This is a genomic window from Pseudomonas sp. BC42, from assembly GCF_021560055.1.
Taxonomy (GTDB): domain Bacteria; phylum Pseudomonadota; class Gammaproteobacteria; order Pseudomonadales; family Pseudomonadaceae; genus Aquipseudomonas.
The window spans coordinates 6,042,501-6,063,614 of sequence record NZ_CP091067.1; the positions used below are offsets into that span (position 1 = coordinate 6,042,501).

The window sequence follows — 21,114 nt, forward strand, 5'->3', positions numbered from 1 at the left end:
TGTTCCTTCCTATATCTACGCATTTCACCGCTACACAGGAAATTCCACCACCCTCTACCATACTCTAGCTTGCCAGTTTTGGATGCAGTTCCCAGGTTGAGCCCGGGGCTTTCACATCCAACTTAACAAACCACCTACGCGCGCTTTACGCCCAGTAATTCCGATTAACGCTTGCACCCTCTGTATTACCGCGGCTGCTGGCACAGAGTTAGCCGGTGCTTATTCTGTCGGTAACGTCAAAATACTCACGTATTAGGTAAGTACCCTTCCTCCCAACTTAAAGTGCTTTACAATCCGAAGACCTTCTTCACACACGCGGCATGGCTGGATCAGGCTTTCGCCCATTGTCCAATATTCCCCACTGCTGCCTCCCGTAGGAGTCTGGACCGTGTCTCAGTTCCAGTGTGACTGATCATCCTCTCAGACCAGTTACGGATCGTAGCCTTGGTGAGCCATTACCTCACCAACTAGCTAATCCGACCTAGGCTCATCTGATAGCGTGAGGTCCGAAGATCCCCCACTTTCTCCCGTAGGACGTATGCGGTATTAGCGCCCGTTTCCGGACGTTATCCCCCACTACCAGGCAGATTCCTAGGCATTACTCACCCGTCCGCCGCTCGCCACCAGGTACAAGTACCCGTGCTGCCGCTCGACTTGCATGTGTTAGGCCTGCCGCCAGCGTTCAATCTGAGCCATGATCAAACTCTTCAGTTCAAACATCTTTGGGTTTTGAGAAAACCCTAAACTTGGCTCAGCAATCGTTGGTTACATCTTTGATTTCTCGCGGAGTAACTTGTGATGCTGATAATCTTTTTGACTATCAGTCTGACTCCACAAGCACCCACACGAATTGCTTGATTCAGTTGTTAAAGAGCGGTTGGTTAAGATCTTTCGTCTCAACCGAGGCGCGCATTCTACAGCAGCCTCATTTGCTGTCAAGCGATTTTTTAAGAAGTTTTTGAAGATTTCCTCAACAACTTCAACCACTTGCGCTTTCGATCTCTCGTTAGCGGGAGGCGAATTCTACAGCGTTACACGCTGCTGTCAACACCTCTTTTTAACCGCTTTCGACCGAGATGATCGAATCGTTAACAAGGCGAAAACACACTGCCTTACTAACTGCTTCTGGCTTCGATAAACTGAAGCGTAACCGCTGCCGAAAACTGCGTAACTCGTTGAATCTCAAGGAGTTTTCCGTTTCGACTGCGCCGGAAGTGGGGCGAATTATAGACCTGTAGAATCTGCCGTCAACACATATTTTCATAAATCTGTCATATCGGTCAGAAAGCCCATAAAAGCAAAGGCCGGCCCATGAGGGCCGGCCTTTGCTGCTTCACAACTTACAGGCTTGGGAAGGCGAACTGCGAGGCTTCATGGCTGGCACGTTGCGGCCAACGCTGGGTGATAGCCTTGCGGCGCGTGTAGAAACGCACCCCATCAGGACCATAAGCATGCAGGTCACCAAACAACGAGCGCTTCCAACCACCGAAGCTGTGATAGGCCACCGGCACCGGCAGCGGTACGTTGACGCCCACCATGCCCACTTCGATCTCGTCGCAGAACAGGCGCGCCGCTTCACCGTCACGGGTAAAGATGCAGGTGCCGTTGCCGTACTCGTGATCGTTGATCAGTTGCATGGCCTCTTCCAGGCTGTTGACCCGGACGACGCACAGCACCGGCCCAAAGATCTCTTCCTTATAAATGCGCATTTCTGGGGTGACACGGTCGAACAGGCAGCCACCGAGGAAGAAACCGTCTTCGTGACCGGCCACGCTCAGGCCACGACCATCCACCACCAGTTGCGCGCCCGCGGCAACACCGTCTTCTACATAGCCACTGACCTTGTCACGCGCTTGCGCGGTAACCAGCGGTCCCATGTCCAGGCCGCAGGAAGTGCCGGCACCAATCTTCAGCGCCTTGATCTGAGGCACCAGCTTGGCAACCAGAGCATCAGCCACTTGATCCCCTACGCACACGGCTACCGAAATCGCCATGCAACGCTCACCACAGGAACCATAGGCTGCGCCCATCAAAGCACTGACGGCGTTATCCAGATCGGCATCGGGCATCAGGACCGCGTGGTTCTTCGCCCCGCCCAGCGCCTGAACGCGTTTGCCGCGCTTGGTGCCTTCGGCGTAGATGTACTCGGCAATCGGCGTCGACCCTACAAAACTCAGCGCCTTGACTTCCGGCGCCTCGATCAGCGCATCCACTGCGGTCTTGTCACCGTGCACCACGTTCAGCACGCCCTTGGGCAGACCGGCTTCATGCAGCAGCTCGGCGATCAACAGGGTGGAACTTGGATCGCGCTCGGATGGCTTGAGGATGAAACAGTTGCCGCAAACGATGGCCAGCGGGTACATCCACAGCGGAACCATGGCCGGGAAGTTGAACGGAGTGATACCGGCCACCACGCCCAGTGGCTGGAAATCGGACCAGGCATCGATGTTCGGCCCCACGTTGCGGCTGTACTCGCCTTTGAGAACTTCCGGCGCGGCACAGGCATATTCGACGTTCTCGATACCGCGCTTCAGTTCACCAGCCGCGTCCTCCAGCGTCTTGCCGTGCTCCTCGCTGATCAGCTGGGCAATGCGAGCCTCGTTCTGCTCCAGCAGTTGCTTGAAGCGGAACATCACCTGGGCGCGCTTGGCCGGTGGCGTATTGCGCCAGGCCGGGAACGCGGATTTGGCAGAATCGATGGCTTGCTGGATGGTTTCACGGCTGGCCAGCGGCACTTTATGAATCGCCTTGCCAGTGGACGGGTTGAACACGTCGCTGCTACGGCCGTTGTCGCTGACCAGCTCGCCGTGGATCAGGTGTTGAATCAGACTCATGCGGGGACTCCTGAAAGGGGGGAAGGCGCAGGCACGAAACGCTTCATGCCTGCTTCTATATAAGAGGGATCGAATCAGTCGAGCTTGTTCAGCACTTCGCCAACCGCGTCGAACAGACGATCGAGGTCTTGCGGCTTGCTATTGAAGGTTGGGCCGAACTGCAGGGTGTCGCCGCCGAAGCGCACGTAGAAACCGGCTTTCCACAGGGCCATGCCGGCCTCGAACGGACGCACGATCGCATCGCCGTCACGGGCCGCGATCTGGATCGCGCCGGCCAGGCCGAAGTTACGGATGTCGATCACGTTCTTCGCCCCCTTGATGCCGTGCAGCGCATTCTCGAAATGCGGAGCGACTTCAGCCACGCTCTGCACCAGGTTTTCCTTCTGCAGCAGATCCAGTGCCGCCAGGCCCGCCGCACAAGCCACCGGGTGCGCCGAGTAGGTGTAGCCGTGAGGGAATTCCACGGCGTACTCGGGAGTCGCCTGGTTCATGAAGGTCTGATAGATCTCGGAGCTGGCAATCACCGCGCCCATGGGAATGGCGCCGTTGGTGACCTGCTTGGCCACGCACATCAGGTCCGGGGTCACGCCGAAGCTGTCGGCACCGAACATCGAACCGGTGCGACCAAAGCCGGTGATCACTTCGTCGAACACCAGCAGGATATTGTGCTGGTCGCAGATTTCCCGCAGACGCTTGAGGTAGCCCTGTGGAGGCACCAGTACCCCAGCGGAACCGGCCATCGGCTCGACGAAGACCGCTGCAATGTTGGAAGCGTCGTGCAACTCGATCAGTTTCAGCAGCTCGTCGGCCAGGGCGATGCCGCCCTGCTCCGGCATGCCCCGGGAAAACGCGTTACTGGCCAACAGGGTGTGCGGCAGATGGTCGACATCCATCATCGCCTGGCCGAACAGCTTACGGTTGCCGTTGACGCCGCCCAGGCTGGTGCCGGCGATGTTCACCCCGTGGTAGCCACGGGCACGGCCGATCATCTTGGTCTTGGTCGACTGGCCTTTCAGGCGCCAGTAGGCACGCACCATCTTCACCGCGGTATCGGCGCACTCGGAGCCGGAGTCGGTAAAGAACACATGGTTCAGGTTGCCCGGAGTCAGGTCAGTGATCTTCTCCGCCAGCTGGAACGACAGCGGATGGCCGAACTGGAAGCCTGGCGAGTAATCCAGGGTGCCCAGCTGCTTGGATACCGCTTCCTGAATCTCCTTGCGCGAGTGACCGGCGCCACAGGTCCACAGACCGGACAGCGAGTCATAGACCTTGCGCCCCTTGTCATCCACCAGCCAGCTGCCTTCGGCGCCGACGATCAGCCGCGGGTCACGCTGGAAGTTGCGGTTGGCGGTGTAGGGCATCCAGTGAGCGTCAAGCTTGAGCTGACTGGCCAGGGACTGAGGAGCGGTTTCCGGCATGTTCATGAGCAAAACCTCGCGAGGCAATGAAGCGGCATAGGAACAAAAGCGTTGTTGCGACTAAGTTGCCACGGCTATAAAGTCGGTGAAATCCAACTTTAATAACCTTCAGTCTGGCCCCCACTAAACTATGAGTAGCCGTCGAGCCGACCCGCTGGCGCAAGTCAGCGACTTTGATATCCGCCTGCTGCGGATCTTTCGCAGCGTGGTGGAGTGCGGCGGCTTCTCGGCCGCAGAAACCGTACTCGGCATCGGCCGCTCGGCCATCAGCCAACAGATGAGCGACCTGGAACAGCGCGTCGGCCTGCGCCTGTGCCAACGCGGACGCGCCGGTTTTTCCCTCACCGAGGAAGGCCGCGAGGTCTATCAGTCGACCCTGCAACTGCTCAGTGCCCTGGAAAGCTTTCGCACCGAGGTCAACGGCCTGCACCACCATCTGCGGGGCGAATTGATCATCGGCCTCACCGACAACTTGGTGACCCTGCCCCACATGCGCATCACCCACGCCCTGGCGCAACTGAAGGAGCGCGGGCCGGATGTGCAGATCCAGATCCGCATGATCGCCCCCAGCGAGGTCGAGCAAGGGGTACTCGACGGCCGCCTGCACGTCGGCGTCGTGCCCCAGGCCAGCGCCCTGTCCGGGCTGGAGTATCAGCCGCTGTACGACGAACGCTCATTGCTGTACTGCGCGGTGGGCCACCCGCTGTTCTATGTCGACGACAGGCAACTGGACGACCAGCGCCTCAACGACCAGGACGCCATTGCCCCGACCTTCCGCCTGCCGGCGGAGATCCAGGCCCATTACCAGGCGCTGAACTGCACCGCCAGTGCATCCGACCGCGAAGGCATGGCGTTCCTGATCCTCACCGGACGCTACATCGGCTACCTGCCCGACCACTACGCCGCTCTCTGGGTCCAACAGGGCCGGTTGCGCGCCCTCAAGCCCAAGTCGCGCTTCTATGACCTGAGCCTGTCTTCGGTCACTCGCAAGGGACGGCGCCCCCACTTGGTGCTGGAGAGCTTTCTGGAGAGCCTGGCGGCGACTCGCTGAATCCCCGTCCGGCCCCGGCAAAGCCGCGCATTCAAAGGCCCGGAGCGACATTTTCGACAATAAACTGATCACTTGGACAGCTTTTTGCACAGACCCGGGCATCCAGAACCCTCAGCCCGAGTTCCATGCCATGTCGTCCGACCCTTCCCGCCCCACTGAACTGATCTACGGCCTCAACGACCGCCCGCGTCCCCCGGCCGCGCTGCTTGCCGCCCTGCAGCATGTGCTGGCCAGCTTTGTCGGCATCATTACCCCGCCGCTGGTCATAGGCTCGGCCCTGGGCCTGTCCACCCACCTGCCCTACCTGATCAGCATGGCGCTGATGGTGTCCGGGGTCGGCACCTTTATCCAGGCACGTCGCCCCTGGGGCATCGGCGCCGGAATGATCTGCCTGCAAGGCACCAGTTTCGCCTTCCTGGGCGCGGTGCTGGCGGCAGGGTTCCTGGTCAAGCACAGGGGCGGCAGCCCGGAAGACATCCTGGCGATGATCTTCGGCGTGTGCTTCTTCGGCGCCCTGGTACAGATCGTCCTCAGCCGCTTTATCGGGCAACTGCGAAGGGTCATCACCCCGCTGGTCACCGGCATCGTCATCACCCTGATCGGCATCAGCCTGATCAAGGTCGGCATCACCGATCTGGGAGGCGGCTTCAATGCCCCGGACTTCGGCGCCCCGGGCAATCTCGGCCTGGGCCTGCTGGTGCTGCTGACCATCATTGTGCTCAACCGCAGCGACACCCCGTGGATTCGCCTCAGCGCCATCATCATCGGCCTGGCCCTGGGCAGCCTGGTGGCCTGGTTCAGCGGCAAGCTGGTGCCCCAGCCCCTGCCCGACCTGCCGTTGATCAGCCTGCCGCAACCCTTCAAGTACGGTTTCAGTTTCGATTGGAGCGCCTTCGTCCCCGTCGCCCTGATCTACCTGATCAGCACCCTGGAAACCGTCGGCGACCTCACCGCCAACTGCATGCTGGCGCGCCAGCCCATCAGCGGTCCTTCCTATATAAGTCGGCTCAAGGGCGGGGTCCTGGGGGACGGCGTCAGCTGCCTGATCGCCGCCACCTTCAGCGCCTTTCCCAACACCACCTTCGCCCAGAACAACGGCGTGATTCAGCTGACCGGCGTGGCCAGCCGCTTCGTCGGCCTGTACATCGGCCTGATCCTGTTCTGCCTGGGGCTGTTCCCGCTGATCGGCGCGTTGCTGCAACAGATCCCCAAACCGGTACTCGGTGGCGCCACCCTGGTGATGTTCGGCAGTGTCGCCGCCGCCGGGGTACGCATTCTCGCCCAGGCGCCCCTGGACCGGCGCAGCATGCTGATCATCGCCACGTCCTTCGGCGTCGGCCTGGGCATCGCCGCACAACCGAACCTGCTGCACCTGCTGCCCCAGGTGGTGCAGACCCTGTTCGACTCGGCAATCACCAGCGGCGGCCTCACTGCACTGCTCATGTGCCTGCTGCTGCCGGAGGGCAAAAGCCTGCCGAACGACATAAATCCGGCGCCGGAAAAACCCGGCCTGAACGCCCGCTGAAGCTTTTGTCGCACCAAGGCTTGTCTGATCCACGTGGGTGCGCTATCAACGCACAGGTTGCACCCACAGACTTGCTCGGAAACCTCCATGACCTTTGAAGTCCCCGCCCACAGCACTCCTCACCCCGGCAAACCCGCCAGCCGCATTCGGCAGAAGAATGAAGAGGCCATCATCCAGGCCGCCGAGGACGAGTTCGCCCGTCACGGCTTCAAAGGCACCAGCATGAACACCATTGCGCAGAACGCCGGGCTGCCCAAGGCCAACCTGCACTACTACTTCACCAACAAGCTGGGGCTGTACATCGCGGTGCTGAGCAACATCCTCGAACTCTGGGACAGCACCTTCAACACCCTCACCGCCGAGGACGATCCGGCCGAGGCCCTGACCCGCTACATTCGCGCCAAGATGGAGTTTTCCCGGCGCCAGCCCCAGGCCTCGCGGATCTTCGCCATGGAAATCATCAGCGGCGGCGAATGCCTCAGCGAATACTTCAGCCAGGACTACCGCGCCTGGTTCCAGGGCCGCGCCGCGGTGTTCCAGGCCTGGATCGACGCCGGCAAGATGGACCCGGTCGATCCGGTGCACCTGATCTTCCTGCTCTGGGGCAGCACCCAGCACTACGCCGACTTCGCCACCCAGATCTGCCGCGTCACCGGCCGCAGCCGCCTGACCAAGCAGGACTTCGAAGCGGCCGGCAACAACCTGATCCGCATCATTCTCAAAGGCTGTGGCCTGACTCCCGCCCAGAAAGACTGACGCCCATGCCCTTTACCCTGGCCGGCCTTTGCGAATACCGCGAGGAGATTCGCAAAAGCCGCTTCATCACCTTCGCCGCGCCCATCAGCAGCGCGGCCGAGGCCCAAGCCTTCATCCAGCAGCACAGTGACCTCAACGCCTCCCATAACTGCTGGGCGTGGAAACTGGGCGACCAGTACCGCAGCAACGACGACGGCGAACCCGGCGGCACCGCCGGCAGACCGATCCTCGCGGCCATCGAAGCCCAGGACTGCGATCAGGTGGCAGTACTGGTGATCCGCTGGTACGGCGGCATTCAGTTGGGCACCGGCGGCCTGGCCCGAGCCTACGGCGGCGGCGCCAACAAATGCCTGCAGAGCGCCGAACGCATTGCCCTGGTCAACCGTGTGCCACTGCGCTGCGCCTGCAGCTTCAGCGAGCTGGCCCTGGTCAAACTGCGCATCGCCGAACTGGGCGGATTACTGGTGGATGAAGCGTTCACCGCCAACGGCGTGGAGCTGCAACTGGCCCTGGGTGAAGCCCTGATCGATACCCTGCAACAGCAACTGGCCGACCTCAGCCGCGGACGCATCCTCTTGCAGCGCTGAACGCACCAAGCCGGCCCGGCCACCTTGTGCATAACCTGGGCACCCCGGGCGCAGTTGCCCACATCGGCTGTGCACCCGCCTGTGGATAACCTGAGCACATAGCGCTGCAACCCTTCTGCAACGTGGCTTTGCGGGCTTTGCTCAGTTTTTATCCAAAAATCCCAGGGCCGAGCTTTTTGTACTGAAAAACAGCAGCTTAGGGCGCTTTATCGCGGTTCGGAAACAACCGCCCCCGGCTTATGCCCAAGCCGGCTGCTTGCACACAATTACTGTGGAGCAAGCTGTGGATAACCCGTGCAAGGCTGCTTCAGCCCCTGACGCCACAGGGCCTGCAGGCAACTGATCATTTTTCGCTCACCGGCTGGCGGACAAAAAAGGAGCCGTTTCAAGCACTTTGCCCCGAACTGGTGCTCGTCCGGGGTCGTGGCTCATCGCTCAAGGTGCATGCCTGAGGGACCTCCCGGTTTTTCTGACCCACTGGCCAGGAAATTGCTTTATCCACAGGCACACCGCCCAGCCGTCGAGCCAGCCATGCCCAATTCCGCCGTGCCCGTTGTCCCCACACCGCGCCTGCAACTGCGCCAGATCAGCAAACGCTACCCCGGCTGCCTGGCCAACGACGCCATCGACCTGAGCATCGCCCCCGGGGAAATCCATGCCTTGCTGGGGGAAAACGGCGCCGGCAAAAGCACCTTGATGAAGATCATCTACGGGGTGGTCCAGGCCGATTCCGGAGAGCTGCTCTGGCAAGGGCGCCGTCAGTCCATCGCCAACCCGGCCCAGGCCCGGAGCCTGGGCATCGGCATGGTGTTCCAGCATTTCTCGTTGTTCGAAACCCTCAGCGTGGCGCAGAACATCGCCCTGGCCATGGGCCGCGGCGCGGGCACGCCGAACCAGCTGGAAGCCAGGATCCGCGAGGTTTCCCAGCGCTATGGCATGCCCCTGGAACCCCAGCGCCTGGTGCACAGCCTGTCCATCGGCGAGCGCCAGCGGGTGGAGATCGTGCGCTGCCTGATGCAGGACATCCGTCTGCTGATCCTCGACGAACCGACCTCGGTCCTGACGCCCCGGGAGGCCGACGATCTGTTCATGACCCTGCGCCGGCTGGCCGACGAGGGCTGCAGCATCCTGTTCATCAGCCACAAGCTCGGCGAGGTGCGCGCCCTGTGCCACAGCGCCACCGTGCTGCGCGCGGGCCGGGTGGCCGGGCACTGTATTCCTGCGCAGTGCTCGGACCCGGAACTGGCGCGGCTGATGGTCGGCGACGCCGCGGCGATGATCACCGAGCACCCCAAAGCCCGGGGCAGCCATGACTTCCTGCGCATCGACCACCTCAGCTGGCACAGCCCCGATCCCTTTGGCTGCTCGCTCAAGGCCATCGACCTGACCCTGCGCAGCGGCGAGATCGTCGGCATCGCCGGGGTCGCCGGCAATGGCCAGGACGAGCTGCTGGCGCTGCTCAGCGGCGAGCAGCGCCTGGCAGCCGACGAGGCCCGACGCATCTGCTTTGCCGGCCAGGCGGTGGGCCACCTGTACCCCGATGCGCGGCGCCGGAAGGGCCTGGCCTTCGTCCCCGCCGAACGCCTGGGGCACGGCGCCGTGCCGGAGCTGAGCCTGGAAGACAACGCCCTGCTCAGCGCCTTCGAGCAGGGACTGGTGCGCCACGGCCTGATTCGACGATCCCGGGTCCGGGCCCTGGCCGAGCGCATCATCCAGCGCTTCGGGGTCAAGACCGGCGACGCCCAAAGCCCGGCCCGTAGCCTGTCCGGCGGCAACCTGCAGAAATTCATCCTCGGGCGCGAAATCCTCCAGCAGCCACGCCTGCTGATCGCCGCACACCCGACCTGGGGCGTGGACGTGGGCGCTGCCGCCACCATTCACCAGGCACTGATCGCCCTGCGCGACGCCGGGGCGGCGATCCTGGTGATCTCCGAAGACCTGGATGAACTGCTGCAGATCAGCGATCGCATCGGCGCCCTGTGCAGCGGTCGCCTGTCGGCGTTGAAGGACTGCGCCGACACCTCCCTGGTGGAAATCGGCGGCTGGATGGCCGGCGATTTCACCCCGTCCCCTTCAGCCCCCGCCTTAGCGGTGTAACGGAGTCGTCCATGCTGCTTTCACTCGAACCCCGCGGACGGCAATCGCGCCTGATGCTCGGCTGCTCGCCCCTGCTGGCCGCGCTGCTGACCCTGGGCTGTGGCGCCCTGCTGTTCATGGCCCTGGGACAGGACCCGATACTGACCTTGCACACCTTGCTGATCGCGCCGCTCAGCGACCTGTATGGCGTCTCCGAACTGCTGGTCAAGGCGCTGCCGATCCTGCTTTGCGCCCTGGGCCTGGCGGTGGCCTACCGGGCCCGCATCTGGAACATCGGCGCCGAAGGCCAACTGCTGCTCGGGGCCCTGGCCGGCAGTGCCCTGGCGGTCAACCTCATCGAGTTGCAAAGCCGCTGGGCGCTGGTGCTGATCCTGCTCACCGGCACCCTGGCCGGGGCCGCCTGGGCCGGGCTCACCGCCTGGTTGCGCACCCGCTTCAACGCCAATGAAATCCTCACCAGCATCATGCTCAACTACATCGCCCTGAACCTGTTGCTGTATTGCGTGCACGGCCCCTTGAAGGACCCCGCCGGGTTCAACTTTCCCGAGTCGGCGATGTTCGGCGACTTCAGCCGCCTGCCGCTGTTGATGGACGACGGCCGGGTTCACGCCGGGGTGTACTTTGCCCTGCTGGCCCTGGTGGCGGTCTGGGTGCTGTTACAGAAAAGCTTTGTCGGCTTCCAGATCAAGGTGCTGGGCCTGGACGCGCGCGCCGCCGGTTTCGTCGGCTTCCGCCAAAAGCGCCTGATCTGGCTGGCGCTGTTGATCAGCGGCGCCCTGGCCGGGTTGGCCGGGGTCTGCGAAGTCAGCGGCCCTATCGGCCAGCTGGTGCCGCAAGTCTCCCCCGGCTATGGCTATGCCGCGATCACCGTGGCCTTTCTCGGGCGCCTGAACCCGATCGGCATCCTGTTCTCCAGCCTGCTCATGGCGCTGCTGTACATCGGTGGCGAAAGCGCGCAGATGACCCTCAACCTGCCCCAGGCCATCACCCAGCTGTTCCAGGGAATGATGCTGTTCTTCCTCCTGGCCTGCGACGTACTGATCCTCTACCGGCCGCGCCTGAACCTGCGCTGGGCACGCCGCGACACTCCCCTCAGCGCAACCGCCGGAGCCCTGTGATGGACATCGATCTGCTGAGCAACATCTTCTACGCCATGGTCCGCTGCGGCACGCCCTTGCTGCTGGTGGCCCTGGGGGAGCTGATCTGTGAAAAAAGCGGGGTTCTCAACCTCGGCCAGGAAGGCATGATGCTGTTCGGCGCGGTGGTGGGGTTTATCGTCGCCCTCAACAGCGGGCAGCTGTGGCTCGGGGTACTGCTGGCGATGGCGGCGGGCATGCTGCTGTCGGCGCTGTTCGCCCTGGTGGCCCTGGTGTTCAACGCCAATCAGGTGGCCACCGGACTGGCCCTGAGCATTTTCGGCGTCGGCCTGTCGAGCTTTGTCGGCGCGGCCTGGGTCGGCAAGCCCCTGGCCGGGTTCGAGCCCCTGGCACTGCCGTTGCTCAGCGACATCCCGCTGATCGGCCGCATGCTGTTCGCCCAGGACCCGCTGGTGTACCTGTCCTTCGTCCTGTTCGCCCTGGTGGCCTGGGTCATCCTCAAGAGCCGGATCGGCCTGATCATCCAGGCCGTCGGCGAAAATCCCGACGCCGCCAGTGCCATGGGCCTGCCAGTGCTGCGGGTGCGGACGCTCGCAGTGCTGTTCGGCGGCGCCATGGCCGGGCTGGCCGGGGCCTACCTGTCCCTGGCCTACACGCCGATGTGGGCCGAGAACATGAGCGCCGGTCGCGGCTGGATCGCCCTGGCCCTGGTGGTGTTCGCCAGCTGGCGCGTGTGGCGCCTGTTGCTCGGCGCCTACCTGTTCGGCCTGGCCAGCATCCTGCACCTGGTAGCCCAGGGCCTGGGGCTGGCGATTCCGGCCAACCTGCTGGCGATGCTGCCCTATGCCGCGACCATCCTGGTGCTGGTGCTGCTGTCCAGGGACGCCTTGCGCACTCGCCTGTACGCACCGGTGTCCCTGGGCCAGCCATGGCAGGCGGGCCATTAGATGACCGGCACGCGCCCCGCTGCAGCCGGCTTGCCGACGACGCCTTTGACCGGCAGCAACTGCGCCACGCACCAGGCCAGCTCGAACAACAGGATCCCCCAGAGCAGCGCCGTGGCGCCGTGCATCAGGGCATAAAGCTGCCAGCTGGCGAAAAGGATGCGTCCCACCGCGTCATATCGGCCAAACGCCTGCTGCGGATCGCGAATCCGCAGCACCGCCCACACACAGACAATCGAGCCCATCAGGTTGGCCATCAACAGGTGGGTCGGTTCGAAAGGCGGCAGACTGCCCGCCAGGTGCAAGGCCTGGGCCGTGTCCTGCAGCAACCCGTGCAGGGCCATGAAACTCCAGGGGGTGACAAAGGCCAGGGTCATCAGCAAGTCATACCAGCCGCTGGCCCGGACCAATGTCCGATACTGCTCGGTCGTCCACATAGATGTCGCTCCATCGATTCAAGGAGCGCGCAGGCTAAAGCCTGGAGTATGCTCCAGGGTCAAGCCCTTTCGAGCCCCACGCATGCGCATTGCAGAACTGGCCGCCTGCGCCGTCAGCCACCACACCCTGAGCTTCGACCCGCAACGCGGGCTGGCCGCGTCCCCGCGCGGCGCCAAAAGGTGTCGCGACTGTCCGCCCGAGAGGCGGTCATTGCGGCTCTGCATCAAGACCGCGCAAGCGAACCGGGGCACTTGCGCCAGGCGCTGCAACCGCGGCTCGGCCAAGCCTGTCCATTGAATCCGTGATCCTCATTTTTCAAGGAGCCTCCTCATGTCCACGGCAAAAACCGCTCTGATCATCGGCGCTTCCCGGGGCCTGGGCCTCGGCCTGGTCCAGCGCCTGCTCGAAGACGGCTGGCAGGTCACTGCCACCGTGCGCAACCCGCACAAGGCCGAGGCCCTGCAAGCGTTGGGCAAGGTGCAGATCGAGCAGCTGGACATGGACGATCAGCAAGCCGTGATCGCCCTCAGCCACAAGCTCAAGGATCAGGTGTTCGACCTGCTGTTCGTCAACGCCGGGGTCAAGGGCCCGGACAACCAGTTGCCGGGCCACGCGACCCTGGCCGAAGTCGGCCAGCTGTTCTTCACCAACGCCGTGGCGCCGATCAACCTGGCCCAGCGCTTTGTCGGGCAGATCCGCAAGGACAGCGGCGTGCTGGCGTTCATGAGTTCGGTGCTGGGCAGCGTGACCATGCCGGATGCTCCGGAACTGGCGCTGTACAAGGCCAGCAAGGCGGCGCTGAACTCCATGACCAACAGCTTCGTCACCCAGCTGCAACAGAAGCTGACCGTGCTCTCGCTGCACCCTGGCTGGGTGAAGACCGACATGGGCGGCGAAGGCGCCGACATCGACGTGGAAACCAGCACCCGCGGGCTGATCGCCCAGGTCAATGCCTACACCGGCAAGGGCGGGCATCACTTCGTCAACTACAAGGGCGAAACCATCCCCTGGTAAGCCCGCAACCCCTGCAACCAGTGTCCCAGGTAGTGCTTGCACAGCGCTGCCAAGGCGCTGCAACGGGGGGGCAAACCGCAAGTTTTGTCCCCCGGCAAATCTTTCGCTAGACTGCGCACCTCGCCCCTTGCGGCGACCCTGGATCAGCAGACAGGGCAACACTGAGCTGGCTAACCTGAACCCACTTTCAGAGGAGCCGGCCACCATGCCTGCGACCCGTACCTGGTTAAAAAATCCCCTGGCCATCTTCACCGGCAATGCCCTCGACGCCCGTGGCGGCCTGGTCGTGCAAGACGGTCTGATCGTTGAAGTGCTGGGCCAGGGCCAACAGCCTGCGAGCCCTTGCCAGCAGGTCTTCGATGCCCGCGAGCACGTGTTGCTGCCGGGCCTGATCAACACCCACCATCACTTCTACCAAACCCTGACCCGGGCCTGGGCGCCGGTGGTCAACCAGCCGCTGTTCCCCTGGCTCAAGACCCTGTATCCGGTCTGGGCCCGGCTGACCCCGGAAAAACTCGCCCTGGCGACCAAAGTGGCGCTGGCCGAACTGCTGCTCTCCGGTTGCACCACCGCCGCCGACCATCACTACCTGTTTCCCGACGGCCTGGAAAACGCCATCGACGTGCAAGTCGAAAGCGTGCGTGAGCTGGGCATGCGCGCCATGCTCACCCGCGGTTCCATGAGCCTGGGCGAAAAGGACGGCGGCCTGCCACCGCAACAGACCGTGCAGGAAGGCCAGGTGATTCTCGACGACAGTCAGCGCCTGATTCGCCAATACCACGAGCGTGGCGACGGCGCGCAAATCCAGATCGCCCTGGCGCCGTGCTCGCCGTTCTCGGTGACCCCGGAAATCATGTCGGCCAGCGCCGAACTGGCCAACGGACTCGATGTGCGCCTGCACACTCACCTCGCCGAAACCCTCGACGAAGAAGACTTCTGCCTGCAGCGCTTCGGCCTGCGCACCGTGGATTACCTGGACAGCGTCGGCTGGCTCGGTCCGCGTACCTGGCTGGCCCACGGCATCCACTTCAACCCGGATGAAATCGCCCGCCTGGGCGCTGCCGGCACCGGCATCTGCCATTGCCCGAGTTCGAACATGCGCCTGGCCTCCGGCATCTGCCCCAGCATCGAGCTGACCGACGCCGGCGCGCCCCTGGGCTTGGGCGTGGACGGTTCGGCGTCCAACGATGCGTCGAACATGATCCTCGAAGCGCGGCAGGCGCTGTACATCCAGCGCCTGCGCTACGGCGCCGAGAAGATCACCCCGGAGCGGGTATTGGGCTGGGCGACCCGGGGTTCGGCGAGCCTGCTGGGCCGCACCGACATCGGCGAGCTGGCGGTGGGCAAGCAGGCGGACCTGGCGTTGTTCAAGCTCGATGAACTGCGTTTCTCGGGCAGCCATGATCCGGTTTCGGCGCTGCTGTTGTGCGGCGCGGATCGGGCGGATCGGGTCATGATCGGCGGCCAGTGGCGGGTGATTGATGGCCAGGTCGAAGGCCTGGACCTGAAAAACCTGATCGCCGATCACAGCCAGGCGGCCCGGCAGTTGATCGCTGGTAGCTGATCCTTGACTCCAACGGCGAGGGCCCCGATCCCTCGCCTGCGCCTTAAGCGGAATCGGATTGAGGAAACATGTTAGTTTCCGCCCTCGAACGAACCGCTATAGGGACATTACGTGAAACCAAAGTACGGACTGGCGCTCTGCGTCGCGCTGCTGATTTCAGGCTGCGAGAAACAGGAGGTTGCTGGCCCGCCCAGCAACGTGCTGTCAGCTGAAAAAGTGGCAGAAATTGCGTCGACCATCAGCCGTAAATACCCGAATCTGTCCCCACAAAACCGCGAGGCCGTACTCAACACAGTGGTCCGCTCGCTGGACAACATGGTGCTGATTGAGGGGGGCGAATTCCAGATGGGTGATTTCGGCTGGCCCCGTGGCTTCGACCCACAGGCCTTGTGCCAATGGCCCTGTGGCGTGGCCCCGGAAAAAATGGAGCGGATCAGCCTCGAGGTCGATGACGACTTCGTTCATCCGGTCAAATTGAGCAGCTATTACCTGTCCTCGTTGCAAACCACCCTGGGCGATTTTGATCTGTTCTTCCTGGCCCAAGGCAAGCCGCCGTTCGACGCAAAACTGCGCGAACTCGCCGAGATGAAGCACCTTTACCAGGCAAACCTGCCCGCCCCGGCGTCTAAAGAATGGCAAGAAGCCAAGGATTACTGCGGCTGGCTGGCAGAGCTCAGCGGCTATCCCGTCGATCTACCCACCGAGGCCCAATGGGAATATGCGGCGCGCAACCGCGGCCAACCGGTGATGTTCGCCACCGACAACGGCAATCTGGATTACGGCCGCAACTTCCCGGCCCCTGACGACAACGAAACCTTCGCCGTGGATAGGTTCGTGCCCAATCCGCTGGGCCTCTACAACCTCACCGGCAACGCCAGTGAATGGGTCAACGATTGGTACGATAAACACTACTATCGCGAGTCTCCCGTGGAGAACCCGCAAGGGCCTGAAACAGGCATTTATCGGGCGCAACGGGGCGCCAACAACGTAAATGCCAACGACCCGACCTTTTCGCCCTCGGCCAGCACCGTGCGTCGTTGGAGTTGGGGGGCACTCGCGGCCTGGAATGCCCCTGGAGTCAGCTTTCGCTGTGCCATCCAGTCAGCCCAGCCGCTTTAAAGACCCAGCAGCGACAGCATGATGAAGGTGGCAAACAGAACGAAGTGAGTCATGCCCTCGATGGCGTTGGTTTCACCGTCGTTGAGGTTGATCGCGCTGACGATCAGGGTGATGAACACCATCACCGTCTGCACCGGGGTCATGGCCATCTGGAACGGCTGGCCGGTGTACAGGGCCATGGCCTCCATCACCGGCACCGTGAGGATCACCGTCGACAGGGACGCGCCCAGGGCCACGTTGACCACCGACTGCATGCGGTTGGCCAGGGCCGCGCGCAGGGCGGTGAGAATCTCCGGCGCTGCGGAAATGGCCGCCACCAGGATCGCCGTGATCACCGGCGGCGCGCCCGTGCCTTCCAGGCCTAGGTCCAGTGTCTTGGACATCACCTCGGCCAGGGCGCCGATCACCACCACGCCGAACACCAGGATGCCGATGCTCCAGGCCAGGTTGATGGCCTGGGGTTGTTCCTGGGCCTCTTTACTGCGGCGCTTTTCCGGGTAGCTGTAGCTGAAGAAGTAACTGTGGGGCCCGACCTGCATGCGCAGGAACAGGGTGTAGAGCACCACCATCGCACCGATGGTGAAGGCCGAGTAGACCTTCCAGTCGGCCTCGGGGATGAACTCCGGCACCACCATCGACACCCCCATGGCGGTGAGGATCATCACGCTGTAGGTGCGCGCCGAATCGTCGTTGTAGGGCTGCTCGCCGTGCTTGATGCCGCCCATCAGCGCGGCCAGGCCGAGGATGCCGTTGATGTCCAGCATCACCGCCGAATAGATGGTGTCGCGCACCAGGGTCGGCGAGGCTTCGTTGCTCATCATGATGGCCAGGATCACCACCTCCACCAACACAGCGGCCAGGGTCAGGATCATGGTGCCGTAGGGGTCGCCGACCTTTTCCGCCAGCAGTTCGGCGTGATGGGCGACGCGCATCGAGGCGATGACGATAAAGCCGATCAGCACCAACCCGGCCATCAGGGCGATGCCTTGGCCGCTATTGAGCAACAGGTGTTCCAGGGGATAGGCGGCCACGGCCGCCAGCAGCGCAAGCAGCAAAAACTGTTCTTGCTTGAGGGAAGTGAACATTGCAGTCCTTTGACGGAAATAAAAACGAGTACAGGAGATGAGTAAAAGACTGCTTCGGGTCACTAACGTTTCGTTACATGTTAGTGCACCAGCCTCAGGCACCGCGCACCGGGTTGGATCTTGAAAGCCCTTCGCCGGCAAGCCGGCCCCTAGATTCCAGCCCCGTAGGAGCTGGCTTGCCAGCGAAAAGCGCGCCCCAAAGCCCCCGTAGGAACCGCCTCGCCGGCGCAACCGCCATCTTTGTTGTCCTGTTGGTCAGCTATTTGCATTGGCCTGCAGCGTTTGCCGCCCGCCCCCCTCACAACAAGATGGAGCTTCCATTCATGCATACACGCCCGTTGCACAAGCTGCTCTGCGCCCTGGCCGCCGCCATCGGCCTGAGTGCCAGCCTCACCGCCAGCGCCGCCGACCCGCTGAAGGTCGGCTTCGTCTACATCGGCCCCATCGGCGACCACGGCTGGACCTATCAGCATGAGCAGGGACGCAAGGCCCTGGCGGAAAAGTTCGGCGAGCAGATCAAGACCAACTACGTCGAGAACGTGGCCGAAGGCGCCGATGCCGAGCGGGTGATCCGCAACATGGCCAAGGACAACTACGACCTGATCTTCACCACCTCCTTCGGCTACATGAACCCCACCCTGAAAGTCGCCAAGCAGTTCCCCAAGGTGACCTTCGAACACGCCACCGGCTACAAGCAGGACAAGAACCTTGGCACCTACCTGGCGCGCACCTACGAGGGGCGTTACGTCGGCGGCTTTCTCGCGGCGAAGATGACCAAGAGCAAGAAGATCGGCTACGTCGCCTCGTTCCCGATCCCGGAGGTGATCCGCGACATCAACGCCATCCAGCTGGCCCTGAACAAGTACAACCCGGGCACCGAGATCAAGGTGGTGTGGGTCAACTCCTGGTTCGACCCGGGCAAGGAAGCCGACGCCGCCAACGCCCTGATCGACCAGGGCGCCGACGTGATCTTCCAGCACACCGACAGCCCGGCGCCGATCCAGGCCGCGGAGCGCCGCGGCGTCTATGCGGTGGGCTACGCCTCGGACATGGCCCACTTCGGCCCCAAGGCGGTGCTGACCTCCATCGTCAACAACTGGGCCCCGCACTACATCCAGGCCACCCAGGGGGTGCTCGATCACAGCTGGAAATCCCAGGACTACTGGGGCGGCCTGAAAGAGGGTACGGTTGAGCTGCCCCTCAGCGACCTGCTGCCGGCCCCGGTGAAAACCGAGGCCGAGCAGATCATCGCCAGCATCAAGAGCGGCGAGTTCCACCCGTTCACCGGCCCGATCAAGGACCAGGCCGGGGTCGAGAAAATCGCCGCGGGGGTCAGCGCCAGCAATGCCGAACTGGCCTCGATGAACTACTACGTCGAAGGCCTGAAGGCAGACCTCCCCAAATAAGCTGGTCGTCGCTGCCGGAACATCCGGCAGCGACGGCTGACCGTCAACCGGATGGGAGCCATTTCATGCATCAACTGCCGATCATCGATATCAGCCCGCTGTATCAGGAGGCCCAGCCAGGCTGGGACAGTGTCGCCAAACAGATCGACCGCGCCTGTCGCGAGTGGGGCTTCTTCTACATCAAGGGCCACCCGATCAGCGCGCAACGCATCGAGCAATTGCTGGCCATGGCCAAGCACTTCTTCGCCCTGCCCAGCGCCGAAAAACTCAAGATCGACATCACCCAGAGCCGCCACCACCGCGGCTACGGCGCCATCGCCACCGAGCAACTGGACCCGGGCAAGCCCAGCGACCTCAAGGAAACCTTCGACATGGGCCTGCACCTGCCGTATGACCATCCCGAGGTAGTGGCGGACAAGCCCCTGCGCGGCCCCAACCGCCACCCGCACCTGCCCGGCTGGAAAGACCTGATGGAGCAGCACTACCAGGACATGCAGGCCCTGGCCCAGACCCTGCTGCGGGCCATGACCCTGGCCCTGGGCATCGAGCGCGACTTCTTCGACCGCCGCTTCCAGGACCCGGTCAGCGTGCTGCGGCTGATCCACTATCCGCCGCGCCACACCGCCAGCAGCGAAGAACAGCAAGGCGCGGGAGCCCATACCGACTACGGCTGCATCACCCTGCTCTACCAGGACACCGCCGGTGGCTTGCAGGTGCGCAACGTCCAGGGGCAGTGGATCGATGCGCCGCCCATCGAAGGCAGCTTCGTGGTCAACCTCGGCGACATGATGGCGCGCTGGAGCAACGACCGTTACCTGTCGACCCCGCACCGGGTCATCAGCCCGCTGGGGGTGGACCGCTACTCGATGCCGTTCTTTGCCGAACCGCACCCGGACACCCGCATCGAATGCCTGCCCGGCTGCCAGGACGCGGAGCACCCGGCCAAGTACCCGGTGACCACCTGCGCCGAATTCCTGCTGTCGCGCTTTGCCGATACCTACGCCTATCGCCGGGAGCTGGAGCAGGCCTGATCGCCCATTCGGTCAGGTTTTACCGAACAATGGCGCCGCCAGATGTAGAATGGCGGCTTTTTCGGGCCCGGTGAAAACCTGGCGATAGCCGCAACCGCCGCCAGTTCCCCAGAGAAGGGCACGGCCCCGGCAGCGCATCACTCTCGCAGCGCCCGCCTGCACCTGATGAGACAACACCATGTATGACTGGCTGAACGCCTTGCCCAAGGCCGAGTTGCACCTGCACCTGGAAGGTTCCCTGGAACCGGAACTGCTGTTCGCCCTGGCCGAACGCAACAAGATCGCCCTGCCCTGGAGCGACGTCGAAACCCTGCGCAAGGCCTACGCCTTCAACAACCTGCAGGAATTCCTCGACCTGTATTACCAGGGCGCCGATGTGCTGCGCACCTCCCAGGATTTCTACGACCTGACCTGGGCCTACCTGCTGCGCTGCAAAGAGCAGAACGTGATCCACACCGAGCCGTTCTTCGATCCGCAGACCCACACCGACCGCGGTATCCCGTTCGAAGTGGTGCTCAACGGCATCGCCGCCGCCCTCAAGGACGGCGAACAGCAACTGGGCATCACCAGCGGCCTGATCCTCAGCTTCCTGCGCCACTTGAGCGAAGAAGAAGCACAGAAAACCCTCGACCAGGCGCTGCCGTTCCGCGATGCCTTCGTTGCCGTGGGCCTGGACAGTTCGGAAATGGGTCACCCGCCGAGCAAGTTCCAGCGGGTCTTCGACCGCGCCCGCAGCGAAGGCTTCCTGACCGTCGCCCACGCCGGCGAGGAAGGCCCGCCGGAGTACATCTGGGAAGCCCTGGACCTTCTGAAGATCCAGCGCATCGACCACGGCGTGCGCGCTTTCGAGGATGAGCGGCTGATGCAGCGCATCATCGACGAGCAGATCCCGCTGACCGTGTGCCCGCTGTCCAACACCAAGCTCTGCGTGTTCGACCACATGTCCCAGCACAACATCCTGCAAATGCTCGAGCGCGGGGTGAAGGTCACGGTCAACTCCGATGACCCGGCCTACTTCGGCGGCTACGTCACCGAGAACTTCCACGCCCTGTACACCGACCTGGGCATGACCCAGGACCAGGCCCGGCGCCTGGCGCAGAACAGCCTGGATGCGCGGCTGGTCAAACCGTAACGGCCTTCGCCGGCCA

At 63.1% G+C, this 21,114-nt stretch carries 17 protein-coding genes and 1 rRNA gene (1 of these 18 cut by a window edge); 13 read left to right on the forward strand and 5 right to left on the reverse strand.

Annotation, left to right across the window (positions count from 1 at the left end; all coding sequences use genetic code 11):
- The 3 genes from L1O02_RS27345 to L1O02_RS27355 form a co-directional block, all read right to left on the reverse strand.
- Nucleotides 1-714: ribosomal RNA gene (locus L1O02_RS27345) — 16S ribosomal RNA — on the reverse strand; it reaches 825 nt to the left of the window's first position.
- Between the two features lie 626 nt (nucleotides 715-1,340).
- Nucleotides 1,341-2,834, reverse strand: coding sequence for a CoA-acylating methylmalonate-semialdehyde dehydrogenase (locus L1O02_RS27350; protein ID WP_060837399.1), 1,494 nt, complete (start codon nucleotides 2,832-2,834; stop codon nucleotides 1,341-1,343).
- A gap of 74 nt (nucleotides 2,835-2,908) precedes the next feature.
- The gene (locus L1O02_RS27355) at nucleotides 2,909-4,258 is read right to left on the reverse strand and encodes an aspartate aminotransferase family protein (RefSeq protein ID WP_060837398.1); all 1,350 of its coding nucleotides are present in this window, start codon (nucleotides 4,256-4,258) and stop codon (nucleotides 2,909-2,911) included.
- Between the two features lie 124 nt (nucleotides 4,259-4,382).
- On the opposite strand from L1O02_RS27355, the gene L1O02_RS27360 reads away from it, so the two are divergent.
- The 7 genes from L1O02_RS27360 (at nucleotide 4,383) to L1O02_RS27390 (ending at nucleotide 12,312) form a co-directional block, all read left to right on the forward strand.
- Nucleotides 4,383-5,303, forward strand: a complete 921-nt coding sequence (locus tag L1O02_RS27360; protein ID WP_060837397.1) for a LysR family transcriptional regulator — start codon at nucleotides 4,383-4,385, stop codon at nucleotides 5,301-5,303.
- A gap of 130 nt (nucleotides 5,304-5,433) precedes the next feature.
- On the forward strand, nucleotides 5,434-6,828 hold the full coding sequence (locus L1O02_RS27365) for a nucleobase:cation symporter-2 family protein (RefSeq protein ID WP_060837396.1): 1,395 nt from the start codon (nucleotides 5,434-5,436) through the stop codon (nucleotides 6,826-6,828).
- Nucleotides 6,829-6,915: 87 nt separating this feature from the next.
- Nucleotides 6,916-7,584 (forward strand): TetR/AcrR family transcriptional regulator, encoded by a 669-nt coding sequence (locus L1O02_RS27370; protein WP_016966688.1) that lies wholly within the window; start codon nucleotides 6,916-6,918, stop codon nucleotides 7,582-7,584.
- 5 nt (nucleotides 7,585-7,589) lie between these two features.
- Nucleotides 7,590-8,171, forward strand: a complete 582-nt coding sequence (locus tag L1O02_RS27375; protein ID WP_060837395.1) for a YigZ family protein — start codon at nucleotides 7,590-7,592, stop codon at nucleotides 8,169-8,171.
- Between the two features lie 531 nt (nucleotides 8,172-8,702).
- Complete coding sequence (locus L1O02_RS27380; RefSeq protein ID WP_060842396.1) at nucleotides 8,703-10,268, forward strand: ABC transporter ATP-binding protein; 1,566 nt, start codon at nucleotides 8,703-8,705, stop codon at nucleotides 10,266-10,268.
- A gap of 11 nt (nucleotides 10,269-10,279) precedes the next feature.
- A complete protein-coding gene (locus L1O02_RS27385) occupies nucleotides 10,280-11,386 on the forward strand; it encodes an ABC transporter permease (RefSeq protein WP_060837393.1) in 1,107 nt (368 codons plus the stop codon).
- Nucleotides 11,386-12,312, forward strand: coding sequence for an ABC transporter permease (locus tag L1O02_RS27390; protein WP_060842394.1), 927 nt, complete (start codon nucleotides 11,386-11,388; stop codon nucleotides 12,310-12,312). Before L1O02_RS27385 ends, L1O02_RS27390 begins: the two co-directional genes overlap by 1 nt.
- Here L1O02_RS27390 and L1O02_RS27395 read toward each other — a convergent pair.
- On the reverse strand, nucleotides 12,309-12,746 hold the full coding sequence (locus tag L1O02_RS27395) for a hypothetical protein (protein WP_108546007.1): 438 nt from the start codon (nucleotides 12,744-12,746) through the stop codon (nucleotides 12,309-12,311). The two genes, L1O02_RS27390 and L1O02_RS27395, sit on opposite strands and share 4 nt — an antisense overlap.
- Before the next feature lie 331 nt (nucleotides 12,747-13,077).
- On the opposite strand from L1O02_RS27395, the gene L1O02_RS27400 reads away from it, so the two are divergent.
- From L1O02_RS27400 to L1O02_RS27410, 3 genes are all read left to right on the forward strand, one after another.
- On the forward strand, nucleotides 13,078-13,761 hold the full coding sequence (locus tag L1O02_RS27400; RefSeq protein ID WP_060837390.1) for an SDR family oxidoreductase: 684 nt from the start codon (nucleotides 13,078-13,080) through the stop codon (nucleotides 13,759-13,761).
- A 205-nt stretch (nucleotides 13,762-13,966) separates the two neighbouring features.
- The gene (locus L1O02_RS27405) at nucleotides 13,967-15,325 is read left to right on the forward strand and encodes an 8-oxoguanine deaminase (protein WP_108546006.1); all 1,359 of its coding nucleotides are present in this window, start codon (nucleotides 13,967-13,969) and stop codon (nucleotides 15,323-15,325) included.
- A gap of 111 nt (nucleotides 15,326-15,436) precedes the next feature.
- The gene (locus L1O02_RS27410; RefSeq protein ID WP_060842390.1) at nucleotides 15,437-16,444 is read left to right on the forward strand and encodes an SUMF1/EgtB/PvdO family nonheme iron enzyme; all 1,008 of its coding nucleotides are present in this window, start codon (nucleotides 15,437-15,439) and stop codon (nucleotides 16,442-16,444) included.
- Here L1O02_RS27410 and L1O02_RS27415 read toward each other — a convergent pair.
- Nucleotides 16,441-17,529: a calcium:proton antiporter gene (locus L1O02_RS27415; RefSeq protein WP_060837387.1), complete on the reverse strand. Its 1,089-nt coding sequence runs from the start codon at nucleotides 17,527-17,529 to the stop codon at nucleotides 16,441-16,443. The two genes, L1O02_RS27410 and L1O02_RS27415, sit on opposite strands and share 4 nt — an antisense overlap.
- 323 nt (nucleotides 17,530-17,852) lie before the next feature.
- Between L1O02_RS27415 and L1O02_RS27420 the strand changes: the two genes are divergently transcribed.
- From L1O02_RS27420 to L1O02_RS27430, 3 genes are all read left to right on the forward strand, one after another.
- Complete coding sequence (locus L1O02_RS27420) at nucleotides 17,853-18,935, forward strand: BMP family ABC transporter substrate-binding protein (RefSeq protein WP_060837386.1); 1,083 nt, start codon at nucleotides 17,853-17,855, stop codon at nucleotides 18,933-18,935.
- 65 nt (nucleotides 18,936-19,000) lie between these two features.
- A complete protein-coding gene (locus tag L1O02_RS27425) occupies nucleotides 19,001-19,966 on the forward strand; it encodes a 2-oxoglutarate and iron-dependent oxygenase domain-containing protein (protein ID WP_060837385.1) in 966 nt (321 codons plus the stop codon).
- A gap of 178 nt (nucleotides 19,967-20,144) precedes the next feature.
- Entirely contained in the window at nucleotides 20,145-21,098 is a 954-nt protein-coding gene (locus tag L1O02_RS27430; protein WP_016966700.1) for an adenosine deaminase, read from the forward strand.
- Nucleotides 21,099-21,114 lie beyond the last annotated feature (16 nt).